This is a genomic window from Photobacterium sp. TLY01 (assembly GCF_021432065.1).
Taxonomy (GTDB): Bacteria; Pseudomonadota; Gammaproteobacteria; order Enterobacterales; family Vibrionaceae; genus Photobacterium; species Photobacterium halotolerans_A.
Genome location: NZ_CP090364.1, coordinates 346,163 through 359,558, shown reverse-complemented (window position 1 = coordinate 359,558; position 13,396 = coordinate 346,163). Strand labels below are relative to the sequence as shown.

Sequence of the window (13,396 nt, the reverse complement as noted above, 5' to 3'; positions counted from 1 at the left end):
ACCGGGCCAGACCTTTTTGGTGACTCAGCGTCTGTGATTACTCACCGGCAATTTTCATTGATTCCAGCAAAATAGAGCCGGTCTGAATCTGACTGCGGGTTTCGGTATCTGTGCCGACAGCCACTATGTTAGCCATCATATCTTTCAGATTTCCGGCAATGGTGACTTCACTGACCGGGTATTGGATCACGCCATTTTCGACCCAGAAACCCGCGGCACCGCGCGAATAATCGCCAGTGACGATATTAACCCCCTGCCCCATCAGCTCGGTCACCAGGAACCCGGTATCCAGTTTGCGCAGCATGGCCTGAAAATCTTCACCTGTACTGGACACCTGCCAGTTGTGAATGCCACCAGCGTGACCGGTTGGCTGGCGTCCCAGTTTACGGGCGGCATAGCTGGTCATCAGATAAGTTTGCAGCACCCCATCCTGAATGATTTCTCTGTCATGGGTTGCCAGACCTTCGCTGTCAAACGGTGTACTTGCCAGGCCCCGCAACAGGTGCGGGCGCTCACTGATGTTGAGCCAGGAAGGGAAGATCTGCTCATCGAGCATATCCAGCAGGAACGTTGACTTACGGTATAAATTCGACCCGCTAATCCCCATCACCAGGTGACCGAACAAGCCGGTCGCGATGTCCGAAGCAAACATCACAGGTGTGTTCCGGGTCGACAGTTTCTGCGGATCAATCCGGCTGACGGTACGTTCGGCTGCCAGCCGGCCGACTTTCTCCGGTGTCCACAAATCGCTGGTACGGCGGGCAACCGTATAGCTGTAATCGCGCTCCATGTCGCCATTTTTGCCTTCGGCAATCACGCAACAACTGATACTGTGGCGGCTGCTCGGGTAGCTGGCCAGCATACCGTGCGTATTACCATATACCCGGATACCGTAGTGACTGTCGTAACTGGCGCCATCACTTTGCTTAATGCGGCTGTCAGCATCCAGCGCGGCCTGCTCGGCGGCAATCGCGATTGAGGCAGCATGATCCGGCTCAGGTTCATCCGGGTGAAACAGATCCAGATCCGGGATATGTTTAGCCATCAGCTCAGCCGGTCCCGGCCCCCCGAAAGGATCTTCTGAGGTATGACGCGCAATCTCCAGTGCCGCAGCCACGGTTTGTGCAATTGCCGCTTCACTCAAATCTGAGGTGGATGCGCTGCCCTTGCGCTGGCCACGGTAGACGGTAATGCCCATCGCACCATCGCTGTTAAATTCAACATTCTCCACTTCACACAAATGAGTTGAGACACTGATCCCTGTGGATTTGTTAATCGCCACTTCAGCGGCATCGGCCTGCTGACCCGCAAGCTCAAGTGCACGGGCGACCGCCTGTTCCAGCTCGCTACGCTGCTGGGCGACTTGTTGTTTCACGTCCATAGTCATACTTTATTTACACGGTTTCCCCTAAGGATAACACTCAAGGCAATTAAAATGCGCCCAAATTCAACTTGAAACTGATAAAATAGAGAGATTGAAGTCTGTCATGAGCCTGATATGAGCCGTAAAAATAAAAAAGCCCCATGGGAAGAGGAAGAAGAAATCATCTGGGTCAGTAAATCCGAGATGAAACGTGACATGGAAGCCCTGCAAAAGCTGGGCGAAGAGCTGGTCAAGCTCAAGCCCGGTGCATTAGCGAAAATTCCGCTGAGCGATGAGCTGCGCATGGCAATCAAAGATGCCCAGCGCTTTAAGCAGGAAGCCTACCGCCGTCAGTTGCAGTTTATCGGCAAACAGATGCGGAGCGTCGATATCGAGCCGATTCAGGCCGCACTGGACAAACTGAATAACAAGCATGCTCAGGTCACAGCACAGCTGCACAAGCTGGAATCTTTGCGTGATCGCATGATTGATGACGGTGATACCGTGATTAATGAAGTGATGGAAGCCCATCCGGATGCTGACCGCCAGCAACTGCGTCAACTGGTTCGCATGGCCGTGAAAGAAAAAGCCGCCAACAAACCTGCGAAAGCCTACCGCGAAATTTTTCAGGTTTTAAAGGCGCTGTATATCCAGGACTAAACCCTGCTCTTGAATAAAAAATGCCAGCAATCGCTGGCATTTTTATCGGTGTCTCTCGTGATTCAGCACATCTTACTGGGTGCCGCCCACGGTCATTGAGGATAGTTTCAGGGTCGGTTGTCCGACTCCGACTGGCACACTCTGTCCTGCTTTACCGCAGACGCCGACACCCCGATCAAGTTCCAGATCGTTCCCCACCATCGAGACTCTCTGCATCGCTTCGATGCCGCTGCCAATTAAGGTCGCCCCTTTAATCGGACGGGTAATTTTACCCTTTTCAATCAGATAAGCTTCCGACGCTGAGAACACAAATTTACCGGACGTAATGTCGACCTGACCACCGCCAAAATTCGGGGCGTAAATGCCATTCTCGACACTGGCGATGATCTCTTCCGGCGTATGCTCGCCCGGCAGCATGTAGGTATTGGTCATGCGCGGCATCGGCAGGTGTGCATAAGACTCACGACGGCCATTCCCGGTTGGGGCCACGCCCATCAGGCGGGCGTTGAGCTTATCTTGCATATAGCCTTTGAGCTTGCCCCCTTCCACCAGCACATTGTACTGGCCCTGGGTGCCCTCATCATCAATGCTCAGTGAACCACGTCGATCTGCCAGCGTGCCGTCATCCACTATGGTACACAGGCTTGAGGTCACCTGCTGCCCCATCTGGCCCGAGAACATCGAAGAGCCCTTGCGGTTGAAATCCCCCTCCAGGCCGTGACCAACAGCTTCATGCAATAATACCCCCGGCCAGCCCGCACCCAGTACCACTGGCATCGTCCCGGCAGGTGCCGGATCGGCATCTATGTTGACCAGCGCCTGGCGCAGGGCTTCATCGGCATATTGCAAAGCGACCGATTTGCCGTCATTTTCAGTCATAAAATACTGATAACCGAAGCGGCCACCGCCGCCCGCACTGCCGCTTTCGCGTTTGCCGTTCTTCTCAATCAGCACGCTGACAGAAAAGCGCACCAGTGGGCGAATATCCGCCGCATAAGTGCCGTCTATCGCGGCGACAAGCACCTGCTCATAAACACCGTTAATACTCACGGAAACTTCTTTCACCAGGGGTTCTTTGGCACGGATATAAGCATCCACTTGCTGCAGCAAGGCAATTTTGTCCTGACGTTCCAGGCTTTCCAGCGGATTGACACCGGCATAGACAGGCTTGACCTGCGATGAAGCAAAGGCTTGCACCTTGCCGGAGCCGCCGCTGCGGGCTATACCCCGTGCCGCTTTTGCACTCTGCGTCAGAGCCAGTTTGCTGATCTGATCTGAGTAAGCAAAACCGGTTTTTTCACCGGAGACCGCACGAACACCCACACCGCGATCAATATTAAAGGAGCCGTCTTTGATAATACTGTCTTCCAGCACCAGCGATTCGTGCCAGCTGGACTGAAAATAAATATCACCATAATCTACATCCCGGGCGGCCATCAGCCCCAGAATCTGGCTGAGGTCATCACACTCAAGCCCGGATTGGGCCAGCATGGTCTGTTCTACGGTTTCCAGCATCATTGCCTTACTCTTCTGTGTTGCACTGCTGCACCTGAAAACGGCTATGTTGCAGCAATGGCATATTCATTCGTATCTGTGCGCTCAGACCCAGATCAATCTCTGCGGTGATCACACCTGTACCCTGCTCCTGGCAGGCGACGACTTGCCCCCAGGGATCGATAATCATTGAGTGGCCCCAGGTTTCCCGCCCCTGGTTATGCTCGCCCCACTGCGCGGCTGCGACAATCCAGCACTGAGTTTCAATGGCGCGTGCACGCAGCAGGATATCCCAGTGCGCTTTACCGGTCACTTTGGTAAACGCGGCCGGTACCACAATGATATCGGCGCCCTGCGCCCGCAATGCGCTGTACAACTGCGGGAAGCGGACATCATAACAGATCGACAGTCCAATGTTGCCGAAAGGTGTTTCCACCACCTTGACCGCCTCTCCCGGCCGGAAGGTGTCTGACTCGCGATAGCTGTGGTGGCGATCGGCAACCTCGACATCGAACATATGCAATTTATCGTAATGGGCTTGCAGCTGGCCCTGATCATCGAACAACAGGGCCGTGGTCGACATATTGCCGTCTTCACGCCGGATAGGCATCGATCCGATCAGTAACCAGATCCCCAGCTGACGGGACAGTGCAGCGAGTTGGCGTTGCAGTGTTCCCTCTCCCAGAGGTTCGGCATGTTGCTCATAATCAGCCCGGGTACCGAAGATCAAACAATTTTCCGGCGTGACGACCAGTTTCGCCCCTTGCAATTGCAACCCCTTCAACTTCTTTTTCAGCTGTTGCAGATTCAGTTCAGGATCTGGTCCGGAATTCATCTGTACGACACCGACTCTAGCCATCACGCACTCCATTACAAATTGATTTTCTTGTTATTATTACCTCAGCTTAGCCTTTGAGGCAAAAACCGGAAGTATCTGGTTATTATTGCTCAACCTGCTGCTTCAGTGCGGCAGGGACCTTAAACTCCCCTGTAAAGCGCGATTGCTCTGTGACTGTGGGTGACTCTATCGGGCCGCTGACGACATAGTTGATCTGGGTAAACACATCCACCACAGGCGACAGGGCGGTCGAAATCGCAAACACTACGATGGCCGTCTGAGGGGCGACAGCAAACGCTGTCAGGACCGGGATCCCGGATGTCAGATCAGGGATAAACTTCACTCTGGCATTCACGGTCTCATTAACCAGATTAGCACTTCCCTGAATGTACATATCCCCTGCCAGTGCTTTCATTTCCACATCGTCCGTTTCAAAACGGCCATTTTCAATCCGCCCTGACCCTTTGATATAGTCAAAAGCCAGGCCGTCATCGAATACCCCGGTAAAGTCGAGCTGCATTTTTCGCATGATAGAATCCAGACTGAACAACCCGAGGATCCGGCCGGCACCGCCCACATCCCGGATCACTCCTTTGCCGGTTTCGGTCTTGATTTCACCAGTCAGGGTTTCACGGTGCATCGACCATGGCGCCCCCTGCCACTGAATCGAGGCATAGCTGGTAAAGCTGGCATCCTGGATCCCGCCTGAGATCCCCAGCCGCCCCATCAGCTCCGAGCTGTCCTCACCGGCGATATCAAAGGCGACCTGCGTTTCATTCTGATACTGACTCATCGTCCAGTGACCATCCAGGCTCAGTGATGTCGTTCCGGAATCCAGTTGTAGCTCTTCCAGAATCAGCGTCTGGGCATCGCGTCGCAAACGGCCGCTGAGTGCGCCCAACCGGTATCCCTGCAGCCACAAGTCTTTCACCTTGACATTCATCTGCGGCAGGTAGGCCATCATAGTACGATCAAAATCCGTCACCGGCGGAATTGCCCGCTGAGGAACATACTTGTGCGCCGCTGACAGAGGTTCCAGCGGCTTCTTATCTTCGGGTAAATTGAGATGAAGCTGCTCCAGATTCACCGTCAGCGGTTTATAATCGGGCCAGAACAGCTCCCCGCTGACTTCGCGGCTGCCGAGCACCGCGTGCCACTGAGATGGCTGCTTACGCACCGCCAAGTCCAGATTGTGCCAGTTGAGTCCGGCCAGCTTCAGCTGCTCAATACTGGCATTCACCCGCGTGGGCAACGGCAGTTCGATCCCCGCTTGTGCTGCCGGTTTATTCTGCTGCTTCTCAATGATCTCTTGTGCCAGGCTGTCCCAGGCATCGGCATCAATGCTGTTGGCCTGAATGCGAATCCCGTGGCCTTTTGCCGGCAGTTTACGCCGCTCGGCCAGGCCGACAGTCAGCTCACTGCGCACAATCTGCGGTTGTGACTGCAAAGCGATCTCCGCCCGGTACTGGGCATCGGGCACGGTGAGGCTGGTTTCAAAGCGAGTGGCATTACCGCTTGCGGTCAGCACAGCACTGGTGCGCGATTTCGGAGTGAATGCCAGCGGATAAGGCAGCTCACTGCGAATACCCGCCAGCGGCGCCTGGAGAAAGACCTGATACTTCAGGCCAGTGTCATGCAGCACCACCCCGACATTGCCATGCCACTTGGTACTGCCGTGCAGTCTGGCCAGCATCGGATCCTGCAAACGCTGCTGCAGTGATGAGAGCTGCCAGAATCCGGCCAGATCCACATTGACCTGATAACCCGCTTGCGCGTTTTCCCCCTCAAAACTGACCGTCAGCGGCTGGCCGAGCCAGTAACCGGTCACTTCATCTGCTGTGATCTGATCATTATCGAAATGGATGGTGCCTTTGACCTGCGTCAGGGGCAGCGACAGGCTTTCGATGGTCACCCGGTTACTGTCAAGGCGGGCCTCCCCCCGGGCTTTCACCTCAGCGCCGCTAAAAGGAATATCCAACTGCAGCATCGCGGCCACAGGCCCATCAACATTCACTGCCGACAGTGCCGCGCCGACCGAGTCCACCAGTGGCGTTGCCATCATATAGTCGCGAACCTGCTCACCTTCTGCACTGACATCAATGGCCAGTTTCAGGTGACCATCCGGGTGCAGCCAGGCATCGCCGACGACCCGATCCGCAACAGCGTCTTTTGTTTTGGCATGGCTGGCATTGATCAGCATACGGTCATTGCGAAAACCCAGGTTCAAATCAATGTCGGTCAGCTCAGGCCAGGCGGTATCGAAACTGAAACGCCCATGCTTCAGCGGCACACTGATTTCAAAATTACCGTCATGACTGGCATAAGGAAAAGCAGGCAGATCACCAAACCACAAGAGCTGAGCATGATCAGACTGCCCGCCGCGAATGGCGGCGGACAAATAATCTGTCAGCGCCTGTCCCAGGGCCGGGCGAGGCAAATAGCGCCAGGCTGCGCCGGCATCTTTGACTTGGGTTTCACCGTAAAAAGATAGCCAGGAAGGGGCCGCTTTCGGGAAATCAAGCCGGAACTGGCCATTGGCGCTCAGATGCGGTGTGCTGACCGACAGCGCATCGCTCCACAGACGCCATCCCTGTTCGTCTATTTGCCAGTATCCCCGGACATCGGCCTGCTCAATGTCCATCGGTGCCTGGAAAACCTTGTCGTAGTCCAGAGTTTGCTCACCGACATTAAGCGTGATCTCGCCCTGCTGCCCGTCTCCGGCAATCCTGGCGTCCAGAGATGCAAATGCAGGCAGGTACATCCACTGTTGATTCGACACGCCATCCAGTTCCAACGAAAAACGCGGAAGCGCCAGTCCCTGTCCGGCGAACCGAAGATCACGTACCAAACCGGCAGGCTGAAGTGTCTCAAGCGCTTTCCGTCCAGCGTTGTCTTCAGGCAGCAAACTGGCTAACGGCGCCAGTCTGGCCAGATCGACACGACCGACAGCCAGCTGCCAGTGCCCGCTGGATAAAGTGTCTTTCAGGGGTGCCGGCTCAGACACCACCTGGGCATTTTGCTGCGGTGCCAGCCAGTTCGCGGAAAAGTCAAGGCGCGGCCAGGCTTGCTGATCGGTTGCCAGGACCAGCTTATGACTGTCCAGTCGCCATCCGCTGCTGGCCCCTTGCCGTTCAGGGCTCAGAGACAGCATCCCACGCAGTAATGCCAGTTCGTGTTTACGGCCGTTTTCCTGCCAGCGCACATAGGAGTCCAGAAAGCGGACTTTACTGTGACTGAGCTGACCATTGTCGAGTGTCAGCCAGGCTTCCGCATTCAGCTGGCTGCCGGTGATTTTATCCCCGCCCAGTACCGACTGATTGAGCCAGGGTGTCATCGACAGGTTCTTCGCCCGCGCATAAATCGTACCGGATAAATGCGGCAATCCTTGTGTGGCGGACAGGTTAGCGATCACATTGAGCTGATTGAGGTGAGTGCCGGGAATGCTGACAATGCCTTCTGCCAGGTGCATATCGCCCTGACGATCCCATTTCAGCTCTTCCACGGCTACCGGCTGACGGTGACCGGCAGGCGAACTGACCACCAGGGTCGCATCATGCAGGGAGAATGTCCCCAACTGCACAAACAACAGCTGTTCCAGACGGTTGACATCTAAGGGTTTATCCGTCTCATCGGGACGGCCACTGGCCGGAAACTGGGTGAGATCCAGCGTAAGTCCGGTCAGCCTGATATCACGAAAAACCGGCTTCAGGTTCAGCACAGACCGCCACAAATCGACATCAAAGTCGACCTCGCCAACCTGCACCATATCCTTACTGCTCTGGCCAATACTGACGCCGTGCAGCGCCATCACCGGCCCAAGATTATGCCAGCGTCCCTCAACCAGCTCGACGCTGATCTGCATATTGGCTTGCGCCGAGAGCCATTGCGTAATCGAAGCGCGGTAATCGTTCAGTTGCGGCAGCAGTAAACGCAACGAGGTGATGAACACTGCGCCGATGACCAGCAGAGTGAGCAAGGTCCATTTCAGGACGCGGGTCAGATTTATCAGCACAGATAACACGCCATTGCCTCAGGGTTTACATCATGACGACGTCAAACTGTTCTTGGTGATACAAAGGTTCAATTTTGACCTCGACCTGTTTACCGATGAAGACTTCCAGCTCAGCCAGCGCATGATATTCCTCACCGGCCAGCGTCTCTGCCACAGCAGGAGAGACATACGCGACAAAACGATCGGCGTCATAAGCCCGGTTGACACGGGTGATCTCACGCAGAATTTCATAACAGACACTGTCGACCGTTTTCACCGTCCCGCGCCCTTCGCAGGTGGGGCAGGTTCCGCACAGCACGTGTTCAATGCTTTCCCGGGTCCGTTTGCGGGTCATCTCCACCAGCCCAAGCTGGGTAAAGCCGTTGATATTGGTTTTCACTCTGTCATATGACAGCGCCTGCTCCAGTGCCGTCAGCACCCGGCGTCTGTGTTCTTCAGAGGCCATATCGATAAAGTCGATGATAATAATGCCACCCAGATTGCGCAGCCGTAACTGACGGGCAATCGCTTTGGTGGCTTCAATATTGGTATTGAAGATGGTTTCTTCCAGATTTCGGCGGCCGACAAACGCACCGGTATTGATATCGACCGTCGTCATGGCTTCGGTCTGATCAATAATCAGATAGCCGCCGGATTTGAGTTCCACTTTGCGATCCAGTGCACGCTGAATTTCATTTTCGGTATCGTACAGATCGAAAATCGGCTGATCGCCTGTATAGCGAACCAGCTTATTGCTGAGTTCTGGCACGAACTCGTCGGTAAATTCTTTTAAATTTTCAAAAGCCAGGCGGGAGTCGACATAAATCGAATCCAGTTCAGTGCCGACGAAATCGCGCAGGATACGCTGCGCCAGACCAAGCTCACCGTACAGCATTGACTTACTTTTATATTTTCCACGACGTTCCAGCACTTTTCGCCACAGATGCTTCAGGAATGCCGCATCTTGTGCCACTTCCGCCGAAGAGGCACCTTCCGCAGCGGTGCGAATAATAAATCCGCCCAGTTCATCACAGTGTTTGGTCACCAGATTTTTCAGGCGTTCGCGCTCGCTTTCACTTTCAATGCGCTGCGAGACACCAACATGACTTGCGCCTGGCATGAACACCAGATATCGGGATGGCAGGGTGACATCCGTGGTCAGACGGGCCCCTTTGGTCCCCAGCGGATCTTTCACCACCTGCACTACCAGATCCTGGCCCTGGCGTACCAGCTCAGAAATATCCCTGACCTGAAACTGCTGCTTCTCGTTTTCTGCTACACATTCAGTATGGGGAACAATATCAGAGGCATGCAGAAAAGCCGCTTTATCCAGACCGATATCAACAAAAGCGGCCTGCATACCGGGCAGGACGCGGCTCACTTTCCCTTTATAAATATTGCCAACAATGCCCCGCTTGGATTCACGCTCAATATGGATTTCCTGGAGGTTGCCCCCTTCGATCATCGCCACACGGGTTTCACTGGGTGTCACATTGATAAGCAGCTCGGTACTCATGGGTGCCTCTGTAGATTCAATTGGCTATAAATTCTCGGATCAGCGCATCGGTTTCCAGCAGTGGCAAGCCCACAACTGCATGGTAACTCCCTTCGATACGGGCAATAAATTTCCCGCCAATCCCCTGAATGGCATAACTGCCGGCTTTGTCTTTCGGTTCACCACTTTGCCAGTAGTCCTGAATATCCTGACCGCTCAGCGGACGGAACCAGACCTCGGTCACAACCAGCTCAGTTCGCTGGCGTGCTTGCGTGGCAACAGTGACTGCCGTCATGACCTGATGGCTTCGTCCGGATAATAGCATGAGCATCTCACGGCTGTGCGCGAAATCCCTCGGTTTTTCAAGAATCTGCCCGTCTACGACCACGATAGTGTCTGAACCGATTACAGGCGTCAAACCGTCAGTGACCGCCACCCCGGCCAGGGCTTTGTCCCGCGACAAGCGCCGGACATATGCTTCAGGGGTTTCACCGGCCTGATGCTGCTCTTCGACGTCGAGCGACAAAATATCGAACGTGTAACCGAGTTGAGAGAGCAGTTCTTTGCGACGGGGTGAACCGGATGCCAGATACAGTGTTGTCATCTTGATCTTACCTAGAAAGACGATAGCACCATGCTTTTTCATTGCGAACCGTCTCGCAAATGGTGCTATCCAAGTGGAGACTGACGTCCCCTAACGTATTGAGAACTTACGGCGAATACGCCGTAAAAACAGGAACAACCACGGCCAGAGGAGGAAGTTGAGTAACACAGCCCACAACCGGGTGGGATCAAATTCAATTTCGACCACCAGGTATTCAGCCCAGAACTCTACCAGCTTGCCGGCCAGCGACAGCAAGGCAACGATCATGGCCTGCTGCCATAAAGATAAATTACGCATCACCTGAAAATTGAGCGCCACAATGTAGCACAGTACCGACATGGTCAGACCGCGAATCCCCAGGGTGGAACCCAGCAGCAGATCCCAGATCAGACCCAGTACCAGAGCTGTGCCGACATTCACCCGGTGCGGCAAGGCCAGCACCCAGTAAAACGCCACCAGCATGACCCAGGACGGGCGGAAGGCTTCCAGCTGTCCGGGCCAGGGAGCGGCCTGCAGGATCAGCGCGACCACAAACGACAACCAGATCAGCAAAATGCCATTGGCTCGGGTATCAACCATTGACCGGTTCTCCTGTGGTGGTAACGGTATGCCTTTCCCTGTCTGTCGGCCAGACCAGCAATAGATAGCGCAAGCGATCAAACTGCACCGTTGGCAAGGCTTTGATTTGCGCAAACGGGCGCTTATTATCAAACGAGAATTCTGTCACCCTGCCGACCGGGTATCCTTCCGGATATCGGCCACCCAGACCTGAGGTCACCAGTAAATCGCCAACTTTGATATCGGTACTGCTCGGTACGTGTTCAAGCTGGATCTGATCCTGCTCGCCACTGCCAGAGGCAATCACCCGGATATCATTGCGCACCACCTGCACCGGAATCGCATGGGTCGGGTCAATCAGCAGCAGGACACGGCTGTTATGGGCACCGACATAGGAAATCTGGCCCACGATACCTTTGTCATTGATCACCGGCTGGCCTTCATACACGCCATCAACACGGCCTTTATCTATCATGACCTGATGGCTGTAAGGATCGGAGTCAACCGCCATCACTTCAGCGACCATCTTGCGTTCGTCACGCACAAACGGTGAGCCCAGCAGCTCACGGAGACGCTGGTTTTCCTGCTGCAGCTGGTCAAGGAGCAGCACATCGCTTTGCAGTACCAGAAGATCGCGCTTCAGCGCTTTGTTTTCTGCCAGTAATCGCTGATGGGAACTCAGCTGACTGAAAAGACCATCCAGAATTTCACGCGGAAGGTTCGCTGCGTATTGCAAAGGGGCAACCGCAGAGTTCAGGACATAACGGACCTGGGCGAAAGCATCAAGACGGCTGTCGGCCAGCATCAGGCCGGCCGACAGTAACATGGCAAGAAACAGGCGCAGTTGCAGAGAAGGGCCTCTGCCAAAGATAGGTTTCATGTAACACTATGACCTGTTTGGATGTTTGCCGGGGTAGACATTACTCTTCGCTGAATAAATCGCCACCGTGCATGTCGATCATTTCCAGCGCTTTACCGCCCCCGCGCGCCACACAAGTCAGCGGATCTTCAGCAACCACCACAGGGATCCCGGTTTCTTCAGTCAGTAAACGGTCCAGATCACGCAGCAGTGCACCACCGCCTGTCAAAACCATACCGCGCTCTGAGATATCCGAAGCCAGTTCCGGCGGACATTGTTCCAGCGCCACCATCACAGCAGACACAATACCGGTCAGCGGCTCTTGCAGGGCTTCCAGGATTTCATTGGAATTCAGGGTAAAGCTGCGTGGCACACCTTCAGCCAGGTTACGGCCGCGCACTTCGATTTCACGCACTTCATCACCCGGATAAGCAGAGCCAATCTCGTGCTTGATGCGCTCAGCCGTTGCTTCACCAATCAGGCTGCCGTAGTTACGACGGACATAATTGATAATCGCTTCATCGAAACGGTCACCACCGATACGTACGGAAGAGGAATACACCACGCCATTCAGAGAAATCACAGCAACTTCAGTGGTGCCCCCACCGATATCGATCACCATGGAACCTGTCGCTTCAGACACCGGCAGGCCTGCACCAATCGCCGCCGCCATCGGTTCATCAATCAGATAGACTTCACGCGCACCGGCACCCTGTGCCGATTCACGAATCGCACGACGCTCAACCTGAGTTGAACCACAAGGCACAGCCACCAGCACACGCGGGCTTGGACGCAGTACACTGTTGTCGTGCACTTGCTTGATAAAATGCTGCAGCATTTTTTCTGTGACGTAAAAGTCTGCAATCACGCCGTCTTTCATCGGGCGAATTGCAGCGATATTACCAGGCGTACGCCCCAGCATTTGTTTTGCTTCGTGGCCAACGGCCGCGACACTTTTAGTGGCACCCGCACGATCCTGGCGAATAGCGACCACTGAAGGTTCATCAAGTACGATACCCTGCCCTTTGACGTAAATCAGGGTATTGGCAGTACCCAGGTCAATGGACAGGTCATTGGAAAACATGCCACGAAGTTTTTTAAACATAGTTTTCGGCTAATCCTGCAAGCTCAAATTTCGTAAAAATTGCGCCTAAATGTATCAAGTGGCAGGTAGCGAGACAAGATAAGCTTTGTCAAACCTGCCACAGATCCTCATTTTTAGGGATTGTTACGCTTTCGTGTGTGCTTTTGCTTCGAATTGTGGTTTGCACGCGCATGAACATCGCTCTGCTATATGCAAAGAAACTATGAAGCGCACTGAATATCAGCCGCCTCGCAATCATATAAACTGGCCCAGCATGTCAAACCTGTGTCTCATCGCGTGACATATGACATATGACATATGACATATGACAGATGGCAGACCTTTCGTTGAACCAATCCAACGAGACGGGCAAAGTCTTGATGAGACGCTCTGCCTAACAAAAAAACAAACAACGCGCCCATTCCCAGGCCGTGCAATCGTACAGTAGCC

General features: G+C 54.3%; 10 protein-coding genes. 1 reads left to right on the top strand and 9 read right to left on the bottom strand.

The window, feature by feature from the left end; translation table 11 throughout:
- Positions 1 to 37: 37 nt before the first annotated feature.
- Positions 38 to 1,381 (bottom strand): metalloprotease PmbA, encoded by a 1,344-nt coding sequence (gene pmbA / locus LN341_RS01735; protein WP_234203924.1) that lies wholly within the window; start codon positions 1,379 to 1,381, stop codon positions 38 to 40.
- Positions 1,382 to 1,498: 117 nt separating this feature from the next.
- Between pmbA and yjgA the strand changes: the two genes are divergently transcribed.
- A complete protein-coding gene (gene yjgA, locus LN341_RS01730) occupies positions 1,499 to 2,023 on the top strand; it encodes a ribosome biogenesis factor YjgA (RefSeq protein WP_046220602.1) in 525 nt (174 codons plus the stop codon).
- 72 nt (positions 2,024 to 2,095) lie between these two features.
- Here the strand turns inward: yjgA and tldD are convergent, their stop codons facing one another.
- The 8 genes from tldD to mreB form a co-directional block, all read right to left on the bottom strand.
- Positions 2,096 to 3,541, bottom strand: coding sequence for a metalloprotease TldD (tldD, locus tag LN341_RS01725; protein WP_234203923.1), 1,446 nt, complete (start codon positions 3,539 to 3,541; stop codon positions 2,096 to 2,098).
- A gap of 4 nt (positions 3,542 to 3,545) precedes the next feature.
- Entirely contained in the window at positions 3,546 to 4,376 is an 831-nt protein-coding gene (locus LN341_RS01720) for a carbon-nitrogen hydrolase family protein (RefSeq protein ID WP_234203922.1), read from the bottom strand.
- A gap of 82 nt (positions 4,377 to 4,458) precedes the next feature.
- Positions 4,459 to 8,376 (bottom strand): YhdP family protein, encoded by a 3,918-nt coding sequence (locus LN341_RS01715; protein ID WP_234203921.1) that lies wholly within the window; start codon positions 8,374 to 8,376, stop codon positions 4,459 to 4,461.
- 16 nt (positions 8,377 to 8,392) lie between these two features.
- Positions 8,393 to 9,862 carry a ribonuclease G gene (gene rng, locus LN341_RS01710; protein WP_046220606.1) on the bottom strand — a complete coding sequence of 490 codons (1,470 nt, stop codon included), beginning with the start codon at positions 9,860 to 9,862 and terminating at the stop codon, positions 8,393 to 8,395.
- Positions 9,863 to 9,878: 16 nt separating this feature from the next.
- On the bottom strand, positions 9,879 to 10,445 hold the full coding sequence (locus tag LN341_RS01705; protein ID WP_234203920.1) for a nucleoside triphosphate pyrophosphatase: 567 nt from the start codon (positions 10,443 to 10,445) through the stop codon (positions 9,879 to 9,881).
- 90 nt (positions 10,446 to 10,535) lie between these two features.
- Positions 10,536 to 11,024 carry a rod shape-determining protein MreD gene (mreD, locus tag LN341_RS01700; RefSeq protein ID WP_234203919.1) on the bottom strand — a complete coding sequence of 163 codons (489 nt, stop codon included), beginning with the start codon at positions 11,022 to 11,024 and terminating at the stop codon, positions 10,536 to 10,538.
- Positions 11,017 to 11,883 carry a rod shape-determining protein MreC gene (mreC, locus tag LN341_RS01695; RefSeq protein ID WP_046220608.1) on the bottom strand — a complete coding sequence of 289 codons (867 nt, stop codon included), beginning with the start codon at positions 11,881 to 11,883 and terminating at the stop codon, positions 11,017 to 11,019. Before mreC ends, mreD begins: the two co-directional genes overlap by 8 nt.
- Positions 11,884 to 11,923: 40 nt before the next feature.
- Positions 11,924 to 12,967: a rod shape-determining protein MreB gene (gene mreB, locus LN341_RS01690; RefSeq protein ID WP_027253728.1), complete on the bottom strand. Its 1,044-nt coding sequence runs from the start codon at positions 12,965 to 12,967 to the stop codon at positions 11,924 to 11,926.
- Positions 12,968 to 13,396: the final 429 nt, after the last annotated feature.

Excerpts from the sequence above, each read along its gene's own strand:
- pmbA (WP_234203924.1), bottom strand. The coding sequence starts at position 1,381 with ATGGACGTGAAACAACAAGTCGCCCAGCAGCGTAGCGAGCTGGAACAG.
- yjgA (WP_046220602.1), top strand. The coding sequence starts at position 1,499 with ATGAGCCGTAAAAATAAAAAAGCCCCATGGGAAGAGGAAGAAGAAATC.
- tldD (WP_234203923.1), bottom strand. The coding sequence starts at position 3,541 with ATGATGCTGGAAACCGTAGAACAGACCATGCTGGCCCAATCCGGGCTT.
- LN341_RS01720 (WP_234203922.1), bottom strand. The coding sequence starts at position 4,376 with ATGGCTAGAGTCGGTGTCGTACAGATGAATTCCGGACCAGATCCTGAA.
- rng (WP_046220606.1), bottom strand. The coding sequence starts at position 9,862 with ATGAGTACCGAGCTGCTTATCAATGTGACACCCAGTGAAACCCGTGTG.
- LN341_RS01705 (WP_234203920.1), bottom strand. The coding sequence starts at position 10,445 with ATGACAACACTGTATCTGGCATCCGGTTCACCCCGTCGCAAAGAACTG.
- mreD (WP_234203919.1), bottom strand. The coding sequence starts at position 11,024 with ATGGTTGATACCCGAGCCAATGGCATTTTGCTGATCTGGTTGTCGTTT.
- mreC (WP_046220608.1), bottom strand. The coding sequence starts at position 11,883 with ATGAAACCTATCTTTGGCAGAGGCCCTTCTCTGCAACTGCGCCTGTTT.
- mreB (WP_027253728.1), bottom strand. The coding sequence starts at position 12,967 with ATGTTTAAAAAACTTCGTGGCATGTTTTCCAATGACCTGTCCATTGAC.